Annotated in this window: 19 protein-coding genes; 6 read left to right on the top strand and 13 right to left on the bottom strand. The window is 72.2% G+C overall.

Features of this window, described 5'->3' with window-relative positions; all coding sequences use genetic code 11:
- Both ACFPIH_RS54170 and ACFPIH_RS54165 read right to left on the bottom strand, forming a co-directional pair.
- On the bottom strand, nt 1-925 hold a 925-nt coding region (locus ACFPIH_RS54170), incomplete at its 3' end, for a maltotransferase domain-containing protein (RefSeq protein ID WP_381175585.1).
- An 86-nt stretch (nt 926-1,011) separates the two neighbouring features.
- Nucleotides 1,012-1,275 carry a DUF5133 domain-containing protein gene (locus tag ACFPIH_RS54165; protein ID WP_381175588.1) on the bottom strand — a complete coding sequence of 88 codons (264 nt, stop codon included), beginning with the start codon at nt 1,273-1,275 and terminating at the stop codon, nt 1,012-1,014.
- Between the two features lie 230 nt (nt 1,276-1,505).
- On the opposite strand from ACFPIH_RS54165, the gene ACFPIH_RS54160 reads away from it, so the two are divergent.
- The gene (locus ACFPIH_RS54160) at nt 1,506-2,018 is read left to right on the top strand and encodes a pep a2 (RefSeq protein WP_381175591.1); all 513 of its coding nucleotides are present in this window, start codon (nt 1,506-1,508) and stop codon (nt 2,016-2,018) included.
- Nucleotides 2,019-2,052: 34 nt separating this feature from the next.
- Here the strand turns inward: ACFPIH_RS54160 and ACFPIH_RS54155 are convergent, their stop codons facing one another.
- Nucleotides 2,053-2,871, bottom strand: a complete 819-nt coding sequence (locus ACFPIH_RS54155; RefSeq protein ID WP_381175594.1) for a VOC family protein — start codon at nt 2,869-2,871, stop codon at nt 2,053-2,055.
- 103 nt (nt 2,872-2,974) lie between these two features.
- Between ACFPIH_RS54155 and ACFPIH_RS54150 the strand changes: the two genes are divergently transcribed.
- The gene (locus tag ACFPIH_RS54150; protein ID WP_381175596.1) at nt 2,975-3,310 is read left to right on the top strand and encodes an ANTAR domain-containing protein; all 336 of its coding nucleotides are present in this window, start codon (nt 2,975-2,977) and stop codon (nt 3,308-3,310) included.
- Between the two features lie 39 nt (nt 3,311-3,349).
- On the opposite strand, the gene ACFPIH_RS54145 is transcribed toward ACFPIH_RS54150, so the two are convergent.
- A complete protein-coding gene (locus ACFPIH_RS54145) occupies nt 3,350-4,108 on the bottom strand; it encodes a SigB/SigF/SigG family RNA polymerase sigma factor (protein ID WP_381176117.1) in 759 nt (252 codons plus the stop codon).
- A gap of 175 nt (nt 4,109-4,283) precedes the next feature.
- Here ACFPIH_RS54145 and ACFPIH_RS54140 point away from each other — a divergent pair, with 175 nt between their 5' ends.
- The 4 genes from ACFPIH_RS54140 to ACFPIH_RS54125 all read left to right on the top strand — a co-directional run bounded on the left by ACFPIH_RS54140 (nt 4,284) and on the right by ACFPIH_RS54125 (nt 7,095).
- Entirely contained in the window at nt 4,284-4,739 is a 456-nt protein-coding gene (locus ACFPIH_RS54140) for a MarR family winged helix-turn-helix transcriptional regulator (RefSeq protein ID WP_381175599.1), read from the top strand.
- The gene (locus ACFPIH_RS54135) at nt 4,736-5,566 is read left to right on the top strand and encodes an ABC transporter ATP-binding protein (protein WP_381175602.1); all 831 of its coding nucleotides are present in this window, start codon (nt 4,736-4,738) and stop codon (nt 5,564-5,566) included. The genes ACFPIH_RS54140 and ACFPIH_RS54135 overlap by 4 nt, the downstream gene beginning before the upstream one ends.
- The gene (locus ACFPIH_RS54130) at nt 5,526-6,386 is read left to right on the top strand and encodes an ABC transporter permease (protein ID WP_381175604.1); all 861 of its coding nucleotides are present in this window, start codon (nt 5,526-5,528) and stop codon (nt 6,384-6,386) included. The genes ACFPIH_RS54135 and ACFPIH_RS54130 overlap by 41 nt, the downstream gene beginning before the upstream one ends.
- Before the next feature lie 190 nt (nt 6,387-6,576).
- The gene (locus tag ACFPIH_RS54125; RefSeq protein ID WP_381175607.1) at nt 6,577-7,095 is read left to right on the top strand and encodes a hypothetical protein; all 519 of its coding nucleotides are present in this window, start codon (nt 6,577-6,579) and stop codon (nt 7,093-7,095) included.
- Between the two features lie 13 nt (nt 7,096-7,108).
- Here ACFPIH_RS54125 and hemC read toward each other — a convergent pair whose 3' ends face one another.
- The 9 genes from hemC to ACFPIH_RS54080 all read right to left on the bottom strand — a co-directional run bounded on the left by hemC (nt 7,109) and on the right by ACFPIH_RS54080 (nt 17,691).
- A complete protein-coding gene (gene hemC, locus ACFPIH_RS54120) occupies nt 7,109-8,044 on the bottom strand; it encodes a hydroxymethylbilane synthase (RefSeq protein WP_381175609.1) in 936 nt (311 codons plus the stop codon).
- A 115-nt stretch (nt 8,045-8,159) separates the two neighbouring features.
- Complete coding sequence (locus tag ACFPIH_RS54115; RefSeq protein WP_381175611.1) at nt 8,160-8,936, bottom strand: NPP1 family protein; 777 nt, start codon at nt 8,934-8,936, stop codon at nt 8,160-8,162.
- A gap of 141 nt (nt 8,937-9,077) precedes the next feature.
- Nucleotides 9,078-10,061, bottom strand: coding sequence for an ATP-dependent DNA ligase (locus tag ACFPIH_RS54110; RefSeq protein ID WP_381175614.1), 984 nt, complete (start codon nt 10,059-10,061; stop codon nt 9,078-9,080).
- Between the two features lie 76 nt (nt 10,062-10,137).
- Entirely contained in the window at nt 10,138-10,827 is a 690-nt protein-coding gene (locus tag ACFPIH_RS54105; protein ID WP_381175617.1) for a response regulator transcription factor, read from the bottom strand.
- Nucleotides 10,824-12,035, bottom strand: a complete 1,212-nt coding sequence (locus ACFPIH_RS54100) for a sensor histidine kinase (protein WP_381175620.1) — start codon at nt 12,033-12,035, stop codon at nt 10,824-10,826. Before ACFPIH_RS54100 ends, ACFPIH_RS54105 begins: the two co-directional genes overlap by 4 nt.
- A 94-nt stretch (nt 12,036-12,129) precedes the next feature.
- Nucleotides 12,130-14,334: an MMPL family transporter gene (locus tag ACFPIH_RS54095; RefSeq protein WP_381175623.1), complete on the bottom strand. Its 2,205-nt coding sequence runs from the start codon at nt 14,332-14,334 to the stop codon at nt 12,130-12,132.
- Nucleotides 14,335-14,487: 153 nt separating this feature from the next.
- Nucleotides 14,488-15,639 (bottom strand): sensor histidine kinase, encoded by a 1,152-nt coding sequence (locus tag ACFPIH_RS54090; protein ID WP_381175626.1) that lies wholly within the window; start codon nt 15,637-15,639, stop codon nt 14,488-14,490.
- A gap of 124 nt (nt 15,640-15,763) precedes the next feature.
- Nucleotides 15,764-16,807, bottom strand: a complete 1,044-nt coding sequence (locus ACFPIH_RS54085) for a zinc-dependent alcohol dehydrogenase (RefSeq protein WP_381175629.1) — start codon at nt 16,805-16,807, stop codon at nt 15,764-15,766.
- Between the two features lie 185 nt (nt 16,808-16,992).
- Nucleotides 16,993-17,691: an SDR family NAD(P)-dependent oxidoreductase gene (locus tag ACFPIH_RS54080; protein WP_381175631.1), complete on the bottom strand. Its 699-nt coding sequence runs from the start codon at nt 17,689-17,691 to the stop codon at nt 16,993-16,995.
- Nucleotides 17,692-17,704 lie beyond the last annotated feature (13 nt).

Genomic DNA, 17,704 nt, shown 5'->3' with positions numbered 1-17,704 from the left:
ACGGCACGCCGACGTCCTCGGGGGTGGGGTCGAGGGTGTTGTTGCGGCCCTTGCGGAAGGTGGTGCCGATGGGGTGGATCGGCGGGAGGTAGACGACGTCGAAGCCCATCGCGGCGATGGCCGTGAGACGGCGCGCGGCGGTGCGGAACGTGCCGTGCGGCTGCTCGGCGGTGCCCTCCGAACGCGGGAAGAACTCGTACCACGACCCGAACAGCGCCCGCTCCCGCTCCACGAGAAGCGGCAACGGCTCCGAGGCGGTGACCAGTTCCCGCAGCGGATACCGCTCCAGAACCGCCCCCACCTCCGGCGTGAACGCCGCAGCGAGCCGCTCCGAGACCGGGAGGGTGTCGTCGCCCAGAGTCCGTGCGGCCTTGGTGACCAGTGTCCGGGACCGTCCCTTCGGCACCGACTTGGCCGCCCGCTCGTGGAGTTCGGCGCCCTCCTCCAGAACCAGCCCCACATCCAGACCGGCCGGGATCTTGATCTGCGCATGGCGCCGCCAGGTGGCGACCGGATCGCTCCACGCCTCGACCGTGTAGGTCCAGCGGCCCGGCGCGTCCGGCGTGACCTCCGCGCCCCAATGGTCGGTACCGGGGGCGAGTTCACGCATCGGCGTCCAGGGGCCCTTGCGGCCCTTCGGGCCACACAGGACGACGTTGGCGGCCACGGCGTCGTGTCCCTCGCGGAACACGGTCGCCGTCACCGGGAACGATTCGCCGACGACCGCCTTCGCCGGACGGCCGCCCTCCACCGCGGGCCGTACGTCCCGGACCGGGATACGGCCGATCGCAGCGGGCCTACCGGTCCCCTTGGAACCGGTCTTCCTGGAACCCGCGCCTTTGGAACTCGCGCCCTTGGGACCCGTGTCCCTGGAACTCGCGCCCTTGGAATTCATGGCCTTGGAATTCATGGCCTTGGAACTCATGGCTCTCATCTCCGTCGTGCTCGCCACCGGGCCTGCCGCCCGGCCGATGAACCTGCGCCAGAGCGAGAACGCTTCCAACGGGCCCACTACCGCCCGGCCTTGGCCGTGGCGGCCAGCGGCCGTCCGCCGTGCTCCTGGAGATACGCGGTGAGCGGAGCACACAGATACCGCTCGGCGGCGTCCACGGCCTCGCGCGCGCAGCGCTTCCCCATCAGCACGCACAGGGTGTAGCCCGAGTCCTCGAAGGTGGCCCGCACCGCGCGGTCGGCGGGGGAGGCGAGCATGACGCGCTCCCACGCCCGGTACCGCCGCAACTGCCGGGCGACCTCTGTCCTGGCCGGTAGCAGCATGACGCAGTTCACCTTCCGGGCTCTCGTTGGAATGTCTCACTCATGGTGCATGCGCCGACACCCAGCGTCTTGTTGGAACTTCAACCACCTCGGGAGTGCGCTCGTGTTGCACGAATGGACTAACGCCCGCACTGTGGAGGTGACTCAGACGCGATCAGCACTCACCCTCCGTATTTTCGGGCCGTGGAGGCCCGCGGAGGGGGAGCCTCGCCGGTGAGGAGCCAACGACGATGAAGACCGCAGTGCCCTGTTACTACCACCTCGACGTGGACCTCTGCCCGGAGCGGGTCGCACACGTCAACCGCATCCTGGCCGCTCATCTCAGGTACTGGGACCTGGAAACCCTCGTCGAGCCCGTCTGCCGCGGCACCGGAATGCTGTTGACGGCGATTGACGAACACGCGACCGACAAGTCCCTCTCGATCGAGATGTGGTGGAACGGCCAGCATCTGATCACGGCCGTCGGCGGACACGACCGTGAGCTGCGCCCGGACCTGGATCTGCGCGGCTGTCTGGAGCGGATCGCCGCGACCAGCGACGGCTGGGGCTGCTGTGCCACGGCCACCGGCGGCAAGGTCATCTGGTTCTCGCAGCGGGCCCGGGCCGGCGGGCGGGTCCCGCTGGTGCCGACCGCGCCGGCGCCGAGCCTGCGCGAAGGACGCCGGCCGCCCCGGGAACTCCCGGTGACGGTGCTGGCCGCCCCGCCGGGCCGCGAGCGCCGGCTCCTGGAGGGCGCGCGGTGACCTCGGCGCCGTGGACGGCGCTCTCCAGGTCGGCTCAGCGCACCCGGTGCGAGGTCACCGTGAACTGGGCGCCGTCGGGATCCCGCAGGATCGCCTCGTCGGCCGACTCGCGCAGCACGCTGCCGCCGTGCTTCTCCGCGGCCCGCGCGCAGTCCGTGACGTCCTCGACGGCGAAGTGGACCTGCCAGTGCGGACGGATCGTCGGGTCCGGCGCAGCCTCCAGCGCCCCCGACTCGATCCGCGCGACGATGTCACCGCGGCTGCGCAGCACCACCTCGCCGCCCTCGTAGTGCACCTCGCAGCAGCCCGGAACGTCCGTGGCCCAGTCGAGGATCTCGCCGTAGAAGATCGCGGAGTCGAAGGCGTCGCGGGTGTGCAGCCGGATGAACGCCGGTGCCGCCTGCCGCCAGGCCTCCCAGTTGCCGATCAGGGCGCCCTCCCAGACGCCGAAGGTCGCCCCGTCCCGGTCGGCCAGCAGCGCCGCCCGGCCCGGCGGCAGCGAGATCGGCCCCACCGCCACCGTCCCGCCGCGCTCCCTGGTGCGGGAGGCCGCGTCGTCCGCGCTGGGCACGGCGAAGTACGGCGTCCAGGCCACGGTCATCTGCCACATCGCGGCGACCGCGGCCACGCCCGCCACCGGGACGTCGCCGACCAGTGCCGTACGGAAGTGGTCGCCGAGCGAGTCGCGCCGCCACCGCCAGCCCAGTACGGCTCCGTAGAAGTCCTGGGTGGCCGCCAGGTCGCGGCTGGTCAGGCTGACCCAGCAGGGCGCGCCGAACACGGACCGTGTGGAGACGGGCCGGGTGGACCTCGGGCGGCGCGCACCGGGGGCGGATGACGGCTGATCGTTCATGGCACTCGCGTTCCTGGTCGGCCGGCGGGGGCGGATCTGCCACCAGTGTCCGGCCAGGGCCTACCCGGGCGCCTGCCGAGTCGCCCGGTGGCACGATGGAGACGTGCCCCGAGTACCGCGCGAACCCGGTGACGAAACGGCCCGCATCCTGGAGCTGGAGCACGAGGTCGACCAGCTGAAGGAGGCGGTCGCCTCGCATGCGGTGGTGGACCAGGCCATCGGTGTGGTCGTCGCGCTGGGGCGGGTGACTCCGGACGAGGGATGGGTGGTCCTGCGCGAGGTCTCGCAGCACACCAACATCAAACTCCGCAACGTCTCGGAGATGATCCTGCTCTGGGGCCGCAGCGGAGACATGCCCGAGGGGATCCGCGCCGAGCTGGAGGAACTCCTGGACCAGCACGGCCCCACAACGGTCCCGGGCGCGCCTCCGTTGGAGTGAGACGCGGCTCGGCGACCCGGCCCGCGAGACGCGTGCGACTCAGCCCGCGGTCTCCTCGCGCAGTCGCTCGAAGCAGCCGCTGAGCAACCGCGACACATGCATCTGCGAGATTCCGAGCTGCTCGGCGATCCGGCTCTGTGTCATGCCCCGGTAGAAACGCAGATAGAGGATGGTCCGCTCACGCTCCGGCAGCGCCTGGAGGCAGGGCGCCACGGTCACCCGGTCCACGACCGTGTCGTAACCGGGGTCGGGCTCGCCGAGGACGTCCGCCAGGGCGTAGCCGTCGGTGCCCGGCATCTCCGCCTCCAGCGAGAGCGCGGAGAAGCAGTCCAGCGCCTCCATGCCGGTGCGCACGTCGTCCTCGGTCAGCTGCGCGAACGCGGCGATCTCGGCGACGGTCGGCGCCCGGCCAGGAGTCGTCCGGGCCAGGTCCCGCATGGCGTGCCGCACCCGGTTGCGCAGCTCCTGGACACGGCGCGGGACGTGCAGGGTCCACATGTGGTCACGGAAGTGACGCTTGATCTCCCCCGTGATCGTCGGCACCGCGTACGCCTCGAAGGCGCGTCCGCGGTCCGGCTCGTAGTGGTCGACCGCCTTGACCAGACCGAGGGCCGCGACCTGGTACAGGTCCTCGAGGGTCTCGCCGCGCCCGCGGAAGCGGACGGCGATCCGCTCGGCCATGGGCAGCCAGAGCCGGACCAGCTCGTCCCTGAGTGCGCGGCGCTGCGGACCGTCGGGCAGTCCGGCCAGCCGGACGAATGACTCGGCGGTGCGCGGGGCGTCGTCGTGGGCGTGCATCACGCGTGCCTCCCTCAGGTCTCGGCGGTGGTGTCCACGGCCGTGCCTGCTGTCCGAAGCACTTGAGTGAGGGTTCCCGCTCGAAAGTGGTATCAAACGATTAGTCGGTTTTGTGCGGATTGTTTTTGACGTCCCCTTGGGCGTATTACCTCTGTATCAGAGCTAACCTCGCAGCGTGGACCAGGAAACGTTCCCCGAGGAACTCGCCGACGCGCTGGTCGGTGTCCAGCGGCTGCTCAGGCGCCGGCTGCGCGCCGGGCTGACCGTGCCCCGGCTGCGCGGCGCCGAGGTCGAGCTGCTCAGGCTGGTCGAGGCCCGGCCCGGCATCGGTGTCTCCGACGCCGCCAAGGAGCTGTACCTCGCGGGCAACTCCGTCTCGACCCTGGTCAACCAGCTGGTCAGGGACGGATACCTGGTCCGTGAGACCGACCCCGCCGACCGGCGCGCCGTCCGGCTGCTGCTCACCGAGGCCGCCGAGACCCGGCTGCGGGCCTGGAAACAGCGGCGCGCCGCGCTGGTCGCCCGCCAGCTGGCCCGGCTCGACACGGCCGACCAGGAGGCCCTGCGCGCCGCGCTCCCGGCCCTGCGCACGCTCGCCGTCAATCTGCACGAGGAGGCCGAGGAGTCATGACCGCCGCCGCTGTCGCCTGCACGGGACTCGCCTACGCCTTCGGCGACACACGAGCCGTCGACGGGCTCGATCTGACCGTCGCCGAGGGCGAGGTCTTCGGCCTGCTCGGCCCCAACGGAGCAGGCAAGACCACCGCCATCCGCTGTATCACCACGCTGCTGCCCGTGCCGTCCGGCATGGTCGCCGTCTTCGGCCAGGACGCCGCCGGCGACCGGATGGCCGTACGCCGGCTGCTCGGCTACGTCCCGCAGCAGCTGTCCGCCGACCAGAACCTCACCGGCCGGGAGAACGTCGCCCTGTTCGCCCGCGTCTTCGACGTGCCCCGCCGCGAGCGCGCCGAACGCGTCGCCCAGGCCCTGGGCGCCGTCGACCTCACCGACGCCGCCGACCGGCTCGCCGGTACCTACTCCGGCGGCATGGTCCGCCGCCTCGAGCTCGCCCAGGCCCTTGTCAGCGCGCCCCGGCTGCTGATCCTCGACGAACCCACCATCGGCCTCGACCCGATCGCCCGCACCAGCGTCTGGGAGCACATCACCGCCGTACGCGAGGCCACCGGCATGACCGTCCTGGTGACCACGCACTACATGGACGAGGCCGACCAGTACTGCGACCGGGTCGCCCTGATGCACCGCGGCCGCATCCGCGCCCTAGGCACCCCCACCGAGCTACGGAAGGGCCTCGGGACCCGCCGCGGCGCCGCGCCCACGGACCCGCTGCCCAGCCTGGAGGACGTCTTCCGGGACGTCGCCGGCAGTGGCCTCGACGACAGTTCAGGAGACTTCCGCGATGTCCGAAGCACCCGTCGCACCGCTCAGCGCGTCGGCTGACCGCGCCCCCGCACAGGGCATCGACCTGCTGCTGCGCCCCCCGCAGCCACTGCGCGGCTGGCGGCTGCTGCCCGACCGGATCATCGCCCTGTGCGCCGTCGAACTGCAGAAACTGCGCCACGACCGCACCGAGCTGTACACCCGGGCCGTCCAGCCCGCCCTGTGGCTGCTGATCTTCGGTCAGACCTTCACCCGGCTCAAGGCGATCCCCACCGGCGGCATCCCCTACATCGACTACCTGGCGCCCGGCATCATCGCCCAGTCCGCGATGTTCATCGCCATCTTCTACGGCATCCAGATCATCTGGGAGCGCGACGCCGGCATCCTCAACAAACTGCTCGTCACCCCCACCCCGCGCTCGGCGCTGATCACCGGCAAGGCGTTCGCGGCCGGGGTGAAATCGGTGATCCAGGCGGTCGTCGTGGTCGTCATCGCCGCACTGCTCGGCGTCGCCCTGACCTGGAACCCGCTCAAGCTGCTCGGGGTCGCCGCGATCGTCGTCCTCGGCTCGGCCTTCTTCTCCTGCCTGTCGATGACGATCGCCGGCATCGTCCTCAGCCGCGACCGCCTGATGGGCATCGGACAGGCGATCACCATGCCGCTGTTCTTCGGCTCCAACGCCCTCTACCCCGTCGCCATCATGCCGGGCTGGCTCCAGGCCGTCAGCAAGGTCAACCCCCTCAGCTACGAAGTGGACGCCCTGCGCGGTCTGCTCCTCGGCACGCCCGCGCACCTCGCCCTCGACTTCGCGGTGCTGATCGTGGCCGCGGCACTCGGCATCACCGCGGCCTCCCGGCTGCTCGGCCGCCTTGCTCGCTGATCTTGCCCGCCGACGTGATGTGCGGCACGCCCGCGGACCGCCCTCCGGCGGCCGTGGGCGAATTCCCGCTGCGCACGGCTTGATCGACGATCAAAAGGGGTGAACCCGCTGGCCACAGCGCATTCCGCTCATTTGACAGTGCACTGAGCACACGGATAGGAAGCAGCCGGTAGAGGTCGAGAGGTGGACTGTGTACGAGCCCAACGTGGTCGGTGACTGGCAGGAGTACGACGAGCATGCCGGTCTGCGCGTTCGTGTCCACCAACTGGAGGCCTCCGAGCCGCCGCGCGGACGGGACGACGCGGCCGAGGGGCTGACGTACTTCCGGCTGCGGGTGACCGTCGAGAACCGGGGCACCGGCCACTCCACCGTCCACCTCGAGGACGGCCAGATCGACGTGCGGATCGGGCCCGAGGGCGAGAGCGCGTTCATCGACTGGCGCAACTCGCAGTTCATCGAGGGCTTCGACGTCTACCCGCTGCGCCGTGCCACCGCCGTCCTCTACGCCGCGGGCCCCGAGGCCGCGCTCGGACAGGTGGACGTCCAGGTGCAGTTGCGGGTCGACGACGACTGGGCCGACCGCCGGCTGTGGACGGGTGGTGTCGGACAGCGGGACGGGGCCGCACCGTCGGGTACGGCCCGGGACAGCCTGGCCTGCCAGGTGAGCAAGTTCCTGCGGGACCAGGCGGCCGAAGAGGGCACCGCCTGAAGCCCCGTGTGGCTCAGTGCGGGATGCCGTCGATGATCTCGCGGGCGCCCTGACGCAGCAGCGCCACCGCCACCGAGGTGCCCAGCGTCGCCGGATCCAGCCGGCCCGCCCACTCGTGGGCGTTCAGCCGGGTCTTGCCGTCCGAGGTGAACACACAGGCCCGCAGGGACAGTTCGCCGCTGCGGTCCACCCGTGCGAACCCGGCGATGGGGCTGTTGCAGTGGCCCTGGAGGACGTGCAGGAACATCCGCTCCGCCGTGGCCTCCCGGTGGGTGGCCGGATCGCCGAGCCCGCTCACCAGGTCGATGACGTCGGTGTCGCCCTCGCGGCACTGGAGGGCCAGGATGCCCGCGCCGATCGGCGGCATCATCGTCTCCGGCGACAGCACCTCACTGATCACGTCCTCGCGCCCGATGCGCTCCAGGCCGGCCATCGCGAGCAGCAGGGCGTCGGCCTCGCCCGCCGCCAGCTTCTCCAGCCGCCGGTTGGCGTTGCCGCGGAACGGCACGCACTCCAGATGCGGATGGGTGGCCGCCAGCTGCGCGACCCGGCGCACCGAGGAGGTGCCGATCCGGGTGCCGGGCGGCAGCTCGTCGAGGGTGAGGCCGCCGGGGTGGATCAGCGCGTCCCGGATGTCGTCCCGCTTGAGGAAGGCCGCGAACACCGTGCCGGCCGGCAGCGGCCGGTCCGCCGGGATGTCCTTGACGCAGTGCACCGCCAGGTCCGCCTCGCCGGCCAGCAGCGCGGCGTCGACCTCCTTGGTGAACGCGCCCTTGCCCTCGACCTTGGACAGGTCGCCCATCCACTTGTCGCCGGTGGTCCTCACGGGGACGACCGCAGTGCGCACACCGGGCCGCAGGACGGCCAACTCAGCGCGGACACGCTCTACTTGGGCCAGAGCCATGGGCGAGTCGCGGGAGACGATACGGATCAGTTCCGGAACGGACATGCGGGACACGATAGACCCTCCCGGTTGTGTGCCGCTCAACTTCCCGGTCCGTCCGTCGTACGACGGACGGGTCCGGTACGGCCACTCGGCCGTACCGGACCCGGTCGCGGGGCGCCTACGCGTTCGGGTCGAAGGCGATCCCGGACGGCTTCGCCGACGACAGGTGCGCGGCGAAGTTGGCGTCCTTCAGGCCGAAGTTGGCGCTGCCGAAGTCGTACGCGCTCAGCTTGTCGCGCAGGCCCGACGGGTAGCCGTTCCAGCCGACCAGCGGCGGGTACTGCCAGGTGTGCTTGTCGTTCTCCGGGGGCTCGTCGTTGGAGTTCGCCAGCCGGAAGCAGTGGGTGCTGATGCCGTCCTTGTGGTAGACGATCTTCGCGTGGGTGCCGTCGAAGCGGACACCGGAGGCGGCGGTCACGGTGAACGAACCGTGGTTGGACGTCGACACGTACTGGACGGCGCCGTTCTGCACCCAGATCACGACGTGCTCCCAGTCGTGCCGGTGCCCGCCGATGCTGCTGCCCGCGACGGCCTGGTCCTTCTCGAAGTACAGGCCGTACATGTACGCGCACCAGCCGTTGTTGCACTTGTAGCGCGAGTAGCTGTTGGTGTTGTCCAGGTCCGAGGCGTCGTGGCAGCTGCCGTTGAGCGCGCCGGTGGGGTTCAGACCGCCGTTGACCGTGCCGTCGGGGCCGATCGCGGGGGTGGAGTAGCAGCCGTCCGTGTCGTAGTCGAACGCCGGCTGGTAGGTGAGCTCCGCGGCCTCGGCGTTCTGGGGGAGCGCCTGGGGAGGCGCGGCGAACGCGGTCGCGGGAACGGCGAGCACGAGCGCGGCGGCACCGGCGAGTCCGGTGAGCCATCTCCTGCGGTGGACCTTGAACATGGGTGACGACACTGCGTCTCCTCGTGATGCGGGCGCAGCCGAACGGCTGGGGGGAACGGGGAGTTCAGCTTCCACGGTTTTCACATCCGCGCCAAGGGCCGCAGGCGTATCAACGATGAAGCGCAGCCCAATAGTTGGCCGTCCGGCGCCGACTCAGGCGGATGTGTCCGGAAGGTCGGCCGCGGACTCCTCCGGCGTCAGGTCCGGCCGCAGCCGCAGCCACGACGGCTGGCGCAGCAGCCCCGCCCGGGTACGGGTGCTGTGGCGCACCTCGCCGACCAGCCGGGGCACCACCCAGCGGGCGCCCGAGACCGCCGGTACGGCGTCGAAGGGGCACACGTCGGTCGCGGCGACCCGCAGCAGCGCGGCCAGTTCGGTGCGCTCGGCCTCGCTCCAGCCGGTGCCGACGCTGCCGACGTACCGCAGCGCGCCCGCCCCGGTCCGTTGCCCGACGAGCACGGCACCCGGCAGCCCGGTCAGCCGCCCGCGCCCCGGCGACCAGCCGCCGACCAGCACATCGACGGTCCGCATGTTGCGGATCTTGATCCAGTTCCGGGACCGCACCCCCGGTTCGTACCGCGAGTCGAGCCGCTTGCAGACCAGGCCCTCCAGGCCGTGCGCCCGGGTCGCCTCCAGCGCCTGGCGACCGTGCCCGACGAGCGCGCCCGGCGTCGACCAGAACGGCCCGGCGAGACCGAGCGCCGCCAGCCGCGCCCGGCGCTCGGCGTACGGCAGCCGCAGCAGCGGGCTCCCGCCGAGATGCAGTACGTCGAACAGCACGAGGTGCACGGGAACGGTCGCCGCCATCCGCGCCGCCCGGGCGGGCGCCCCCACCAGCCCCATCCGCGACTGCAACAGCTGGAAGTCGGCCCGGCCCTCGTCGTCCGGCGCCAGCACCTCCCCGTCCAGCACGGCCGCCGTGTCCCCGAGGACCGCCCCGAGCGCCCCCAGCTCCGGATAGGCGCCGGTGATGTCCTCCCCCGAGCGGGCCCGCAGCCCGACCGTCCCGTCCCCGGCCAGGTACACCACGGCCCGCTGCCCGTCCTGCTTGGTCTCGTAGGCCCAGCGCGCGTCCTGCGCGGCGGGCGGCAGGGTGCCGGGGGTGGCGAGCATGGGGGAGATGAGGGGGAGGGTCACGGGTGAGGTGTCGACACGCGCGTTCGGGGCCACGCCCATGCACCGGCGGATTCCCCTGAACGGCCGTGACCGGACCTCAGGAGCCGTCCGTCGAGGCGGGATGGGCCTGGACCAGGCCCGTCTGGTACGCCATGACGACCAGTTGGGCCCGGTCACGGGCGCCCAGCTTCGTCATCGCGCGGTGCACATGGGTGCGGACGGTGAGCGGGCTGACGTACAGCTTCTCGGCGATCTCCTCGTTGGAACGGCCCTCCGCCACCCAGGCCATCACCTCCCGCTCGCGGGCGGTGAGCGAGACCAGGTCGCCGGGGACGGCGAGACGGGCGCTCTCCGCCGGGGCGGCGAGGAAGCGCGTGATGAGGGAGCGGGTGGCGAGCGGGGAGAGCAGGGACTCCCCGGCGCATATCGTGCGGATGCCGTCGAGCAGCGCGTCGGCGGTGACGTCCTTGCCCAGGAAGCCGCTCGCCCCGGCCCGCAGCGCGCCGGCGACGTACTCGTCGATCTCGAACGTCGTCAGGATCAGCACCCGTGTCTCGGTCAGGTCCGGGTCGGCGCAGAGCACGGAGGTCGCGGCGAGTCCGTCGGTGCCGGGCATCCTGATGTCCATCAGCACGAGGTCCGGGCGCAGCAGCCGGGCGAGGTCGACCGCCTCGGCGCCGTCGGTGGCCTCGGCGACCACCTCCATGTCGTCGCACGAGTCGATGAGGATCCGGAAGGTGGCCCGCAGCAGGGCCTGGTCGTCGGCGAGGAGTACGCGAATGGTCATGGGGTCCGTTCCTGTGCTGCCGGGGTGCTGCCCGGGTGGAGGGGGAGGCGGGTGGTGACCTGGAAGCCGCCCTCGGGGCGGTGCCCCGCCTGGAGGGCGCCGCCCATGGAACGGGCGCGCTCGCGCATGCCGATCAGACCGAAGCCCCGGCCGTCCGAGGCCCCGGAGGGCACGGCGGTGCCGTCGTCGGTGACGGTGATCGTCAGCCGGTCGCGGCCGAACTTCAGCCGCACCTGCGCGGTGCGCGCGCCCGCGTGCTTGGTGACGTTGGCCAGCGCCTCCTGCACGATGCGATACGCCGTCAGGTCCACGCCGGGCGTCAGCGCCCGGGGCGCGCCCTCCAGCGCGACCTGGACATCCAGCCCCGCCGACGCGCAGGTCTCGGTGAGCTCGGAGAGCTGCCCGAGCCCGGGACTGGGGGCGAGCGGCGCCTCGCCGTCGTCCGCCTGGCGCAGCAGGTCGAGAGTGGTCTTGAGCTCGCGCAGCGCCACCGACGTCGTACCGCTGAGGTCGGTCAGGAGCCGCTGCACCTGGTCGGGGTGGGTGCGCGCGAGATGGGCGGCGGTGCCCGCCTGGGCGTTGGCAAGGGCCAGGTGGTGGGTGACGATGTCGTGCAACTCCCGCGCGATGCGCACCCGTTCCTCGACGACGCGGTGCCGTGCCTCCTCCTCCCGGCCGCGCTCGGCGTACTCGGCACGGGCCTGGACGGCCTCCAGATAGCGGCTCTGGAGGCGCACCAGACTGCCCGTGACCACCGGGAACAGCAGCCAGATGGCGGGGCTGATCGTCTTCATCGGCCACGGGTGGTCGATCGGGTCCAGGATCAGGGCCGTCGGCAGGATCACCGCGAGGGCCGCGAGGTAGCAGCGGCGGGTCGTACGGCGGCTGTGGCTCACGGCCAGCCGGTACAGGGCGAGCAGCAGCGGGCCGAGCAGCAGCGGGGTGATCAGATGCCCCAGGGCGACGGCGCCGGCCACACAGCCCGTGGTCACGGCGACGACCGCACGGGGCCGGGTGCGCTGCCACAGCAGCAGCGCCCCGCAGGCGACGGCCGCGAGGGCGATCGTCGGGGCCGTCGCCTCCGGCCCGGGGATTTCGGGCAGGGCGATCTCGCTGCCGAAGAGGAACGTGGCGAACAGCAGTGCGGCCGTCATGATGTCGACGGTGCGGGCGTGGCCGTCCGCGTACCGCTGCCAGGGGATCGTCATCGGCTTCTCCGATCGGGGCCGGTCACGGACGACGGACGGGGGCCGCCCGTGCACGGCGGCACGGACGGCCCTTCCCCGGAGGGCCGGGGGACGGTCAGACAGCGGCCGGTCCGACGGGGGTCGCCTCCTGCTGCGCCGGCGCCTCCCGGCGGGTGAGGGTCTCGCCCTCCACGTCGACGACCGGCAGCGCCCGGTCCAGCCACTTCGGCAGCCACCAGGCCGACCGGCCGAGCAGGGCCAGCACCGCCGGGACGAACGCCATACGCACCACGAACGCGTCGAGCAGCACGGCCGCCGCGAGCCCGAACCCGATCATCTTGATCAGGGACTCGTCGGCGGTGACGAACCCGGAGAACACGGCGATCATGATCAGCGCGGCGGCCACCACGACCCGGGCGCTGTGCCGGAACCCGGTCACCACGGCCTGCGCCGGCCCGTCCCCGTGGACGTACGCCTCGCGCATCCGGGCGACCAGGAACACCTCGTAGTCCATGGCGAGTCCGAAGACGATGCCCACCAGGAAGATCGGCATCATGTTCATGATCGGCCCGGTCTCCTCGACGCCCAGCAGCGAGGCGCCGTGCCCCTGCTGGAAGACCGCGACCACGGAACCGAGGGCCGCGAGCACCGAGAGCAGGAAGCCGAGAGCGGCCTTGAGCGGCACCAGCACCGACCGGAAGACGATCAGCAGCAGCACGAAGGCCAGGCCCACCACGATCATCAGATACGGGATCAGCGCCCCCTGGACCTTCTCCGAGACGTCGATGTTCACCGCGGTGGTGCCGGTGACCGAGAACGTCGCCCCGGTGGACGCGTCGATGCCCGGACGGTCGTCGCGGATCGCGTTGACCAGGTCCTGCGTCTTCTTGTCGCTCGGTCCGGTGGCCGGTACGGCGGAGAAGACCGCGGTGTCGCCCGCCGCGTTGAACCGCGCCTGCGAAACCGACACCACGCCCTTCTCGTCGGCTATCTTCCCCGAGATCGTGGCCACCGCCGACTTCGGGTCGTCGGCGCCCCTGCCGTCCACGACGATCGTCAGCGGCCCGTTGAACCCGGCCCCGAAGGCCTCGGCGAGCGCGTCGTAGGCCCGTCGCTCGGTCGTGGACGTCGCCTTCACCTCGTCGCCCGGCATGCCCAGCTGGAGATCGCGCACCGGGAGCGCCAGGGCACCCAGGCCGACCACGCTCAGCAGCAGCACCGCGACCGGCCGGCGCAGCACGAGCCGGGCCCAGCGGCTGCCGCCGTTGCGCTCGCCGCCCTCCTTGAAGCGGCCGGTGCGGCGCGTGGTCCGGGACAGTACGGCGTTCGGCCAGCAGCCGAGCAGCGCCGGCACCAGCGTCAGCGAGATCAGCACCGCGACGACGACCGCGCCCGCCGCCGCCAGGCCCATCTTGGTCAGCGTCGGGATGCCCACGACCGAGAGCCCGGCCAGTGCGATCACCACGGTCAGCCCCGCGAAGACCACCGCCGAACCGGCGGTGCCCGCCGCCAGTCCGGCCGCCTCCTCGGGCGTACGGTCCTTGGCGCGCTCCTCGCGGTAGCGGGAGACCACGAACATCGCGTAGTCGATGCCGACCGCCAGGCCCAGCATCGTCGCCAGCGTGCCGGTGGACTCCGACAGTTCGAAGGTGCTCGCCAGCGCCAGCACCCCGGCCATACCGATGCCGACACCGACCACGGCGGTCAGCAGCGGCAGCCCGGCGGCGGCCAGCGAACCGAAGGTCACCAGCAGCACCAGCGCGGCGATCCCGATGCCGATCACCTCCCCGGTGCCGCCCGCCGCCGGCTGCTCCGCCAGCGCCGTACCGCCGGTCTCGACCGTCAGCCCCGACTCCCGCGCCCGGTCGATCGCCGTGCGCAGGTGGTCCTTGCTGGTGTCGGTGAGATGGTCGGCCTTGTCCTTGAAGGACACGGTCGAGTACGCCGTCCCGCCGTCGGTGCTCACCGCCTTCGTGCGGAACGGGTCCGCCGCGCCCGCCACCTGCGAACCGTCGGCCGCCTCGGACACGAACGTCTCGATCGCCGCCCGGTGCCCGGCCGCGGTGACCTTCTGTCCGTCCGGGGCGACGAACACCACCCGCTCGGACGCCACGTCGGCACGCGTGCCCGGGAAGCGCTGCTCCATCAGGTCGAACGCCTTCTGGGACTCGATGCCGGGCATCGAGTTGCCCGGGTCCTCGACGGCGGGCGCGGTCGCCGCGGCGGCACCGACGCCGGTCAGCACCGCGAGCCATATCAGGATCGTCAGCCATCGTCGACGGAAGGCCAGCCGGCCCAGTCGAGAGAGAATTACGGCCATGGAACGGTGGTCTCCCCATCTGGTCTCGAGTACCGCCCCAGACTCCCGGGAGCGGGGCCCCCGGGTCGTCGTGCGGCTGCCGACAATCCGGCGTACTCGGGACGCAGTACGACGCACCGCCCCCGTCATCCGACAGACGGACGGGGACGCCGCTCACCACACGCACGGCAGTTCCACCTCGACCACCGTCGGGCCGCCCACCGGGCTCGACACCCGTACCGTCCCGTCCAGCGCGGCCACCCGGCGCCGCATCCCCAGCAGCCCCGACCCGGCGCTCTCGTCGGCGCCGCCGCACCCCTCGTCCCGCACCCGCACGCTCAGCCCCCGCCGGGACCGGGCCAGCAGCACCTCGGCATGTTCGGACCCGCTGTACTTGGCCGTGTTGGTGAGCGCCTCCGCGATCACGAAGTAGGCGGCGGCCTCCACGGCCGCGGGCGCCCGCGGCCCGTCCGCGACGCCGTCGTCCTGTACGGCCACCCGCAGCCCGCTGCTCGCCGCCAGTGCCCGTACGGCCCCCGCCAGCCCCCGGTCGGTGAGGATCGGCGGATGGATGCCCCGTACGACGTGCCGCAGTTCGGTGAGTGCCTCCTCGGCCTGTGCCTGCGCGTCGGAGAGCAGCTTGCGCGCGGCGTCGGGGTCGGCGCCGTACGCGCGCTGGGCGAGCCCGATGCGCATCGACAGGGCGACCAGCCGGGCCTGCGCGCCGTCGTGCAGGTCGCGTTCGATCCGGCGCAGCTCGGCGCCGTGCGCGGCGACCGCGTCGGCCCGGGTCGCGGTCAGCTGCTCGACCCGCCTGGCCAGCAGCGCCTGCGGGGAGGGCCGCAGCAGGGCGGTCGACCAACGGGCCTCGACGTCGGCCAGCTTGACGATCAGCGGCAGGACGACGGCCTGTCTGCGGAGCAGTCCGCTCCACACTCCGTCGACGACGAGCCCGACCGGCCACAGCGGCAGCATCAGCACGGTCAGCCAGCCGTAGCCGTAGTACGCGAGCAGCCAGCGCCCGTCGGTGAGCGTTCCGGGGTCCTTCACGGCCATCAGCACCCGCTCGCGCACCGTGCCGGTCACCGGTCGATACGCCTCCGGGATGTCCCGGCCGGTCCAGCTGGCCGTCAGCCGCCGCTTGGCCCCGGCGATCCGGCGGATCAGCAGCACGGTCTCGGGCACCAGCCAGATCCCGACCACGGCGACCGCGCCCGTGGCCGTGATGAGCAGGACGGTGATGAAGATGTACGCCCCGAAGGCCATGATCGCGGCCAGGAAGAGGTGGACCGTGGCCCGGGCCGCCTGTCTCAGGGGCACGCGCATGGAGATGCCGTTCCTGTGGGTGAGGGTTGGGGGGGGAGCAACGAGAGCAGGAGAGCACTGCGGCACGGAAACACCGGGGATCCGCCCGTCGGGCGCACCCGGCGGACGGATCCCTGTCGCGTGCTCAGTCCTCCAGGGTGACGACGACCTTCTCCGCCGCGCCCGGTGTCAGCGCCAGCTCGAAGGCACGCTCGGCCTCCGCGAACGGCACCCGGTGGCTGATCAGCTTGGCGAACCGCTCCTGGTGCTCGACCAGTTCGGGGGTCACCTCGAAGATCTCGGTCGGGTAGCCCTGCGAGGGAACCAGGTTGAGCTCGCTGCGGAGCATACCGCCGAGATCGATCTCGGAGCCCTTCTTCTGCACGGCGACCATGACCAGCTTGGCGTGGTACTTGGCGTTCGCGACCACGGTGTTGAAGACGACGGCGGCACCGGCCGCGTCGACGTAGATGTCCGTGCCCGGGCGGGGCTGGCCGAGCCCGTTGGCGCCCTCGCCGTGCAGTTCCGTCAGCCGGGCGGTCACGTCCTCCTCGGCGGAGTTGATGACGGCGTCCGCACCCACGGCCAGTGCCTTCTCCAGCCGGGAGGGGATGACGTCCGCGACCACCACGTGCTCCACGCCGCGCAGCTTCAGCCAGATCGCCGCGCCCAGGCCGATGGGCCCGGCGCCGAACACCACCACCTTGTCGCCGGGGCCGGCCTCGGAGCGGTTGACGGCGTGCAGGGACACGGCCATCGGCTCGTTGAGCGAGGCCACGTCGAAGGGCACGGTGTCGGGGAAGACGGCGACGCTCCTGCCGACCTCGGCGTTCTCGATGAGCAGGAACTCGCTCATCCCGCCGAACCTGCCGCCGCAGCCGATGATGCCGGTGGGCGCGTCCTGCGGGTTGACGACCACCCGGTCGCCCACCTTCAGACCGCTCACCTCGGCGCCGATCTCGACGACCTCGCCGGCGGGCTCGTGGCCGAGCGCCACGGGGACCATGTCGCCGCCGAGGTGGGCACGAGCGGGCATGCCGCCCATGTGCAGGAACGTCACATCGGTGCCGCAGATGCCGCAGGCGCGGATCCGTACGAGGGCGTCCTTGGGGCCGGGCACCGGCCGCTCGACGTCCACGACCTCGATCTTGCCGACTCCGCCGGTCTGGACGGACTTCATGGTGCTCATGGTGGGGAGGGCCTTTCTGGGTTACGGGAAACCGGGTCGCTGGGAACCGGGGCCCTGGATCCGGGGAAGCCGGGATCCGGGAGTGCTGGGATGCGGGGCCGCTGGAACAGGTCTTGTCGCTCCCGGCGGTGCCCGGACGGAAAGGCGGCGGGTGTGACCCGCCCGGACGGCGGGCTCACTGCCGGTCACGGCACGGTCCGATCGGCCGCGGCCACGGCGACGGTGGTGGCGGCGAGGCGCAGGATCGCCGCTGCCCGTGTCTGCGGCCCGGCGGCGGCCGGCAGCCCGACGGCGTGCGCGCGGATACCCCGCTCGCGGTACGCCACCTGCAACGAGGCCACGAGATGGGCGACCCCGGGTCCGCCACCCGCGAACACGATCGAGCCACCGCCCGCGGTCAGCATGTGCGGGAGTACGGCACGGGTGAGCGGGACGGTGGGTTCGGCACCGTGCACGAGGACGTCCAGGCCGCCGAAGGCGCAGAGCGTGGTGGCCACGACGTCGTCCACGACCGCCGTGTCGGCCAGGTCCCCGACCACCGCGGCGGCGTAGGCGTCCACGGCCGCGATGCCCCGGACGGTGGCGTGCGCGCCGACCGGGTCCGCGTCCGCGACCAGGACCTTCGCACCCTGCAACGCGAACGCCAGCGCGGCGGTCCGCCCGACCCCGGAACCGGCACCGGTGACGACGACGGTCCGCCCCTCGAAGGAGCTGCCACAGGTGAGGACCACCGGCTCGGCGAGCACGGCAGCAGGAGTCGGGTTCCTCGTGGACGGGCTGGCGGTGAGGGCCGGGTCGCCGGTGAAGGCGCCGCGCGCGCGTGTCGTGGCGCCGGGCGTCGTAGCGCCGTCGGATGCCCCGCCGGTCATGGGGTCGCTGCTCATGCCGTGCTCCTTT

This window comes from Streptomyces vulcanius, assembly GCF_042653945.1.
Lineage (GTDB): Bacteria > Actinomycetota > Actinomycetes > Streptomycetales > Streptomycetaceae > Streptomyces > Streptomyces mangrovi.
The sequence above is the reverse complement of the archived record's forward strand: the minus strand, read 5'-3'. Positions and strand labels throughout refer to the sequence as shown.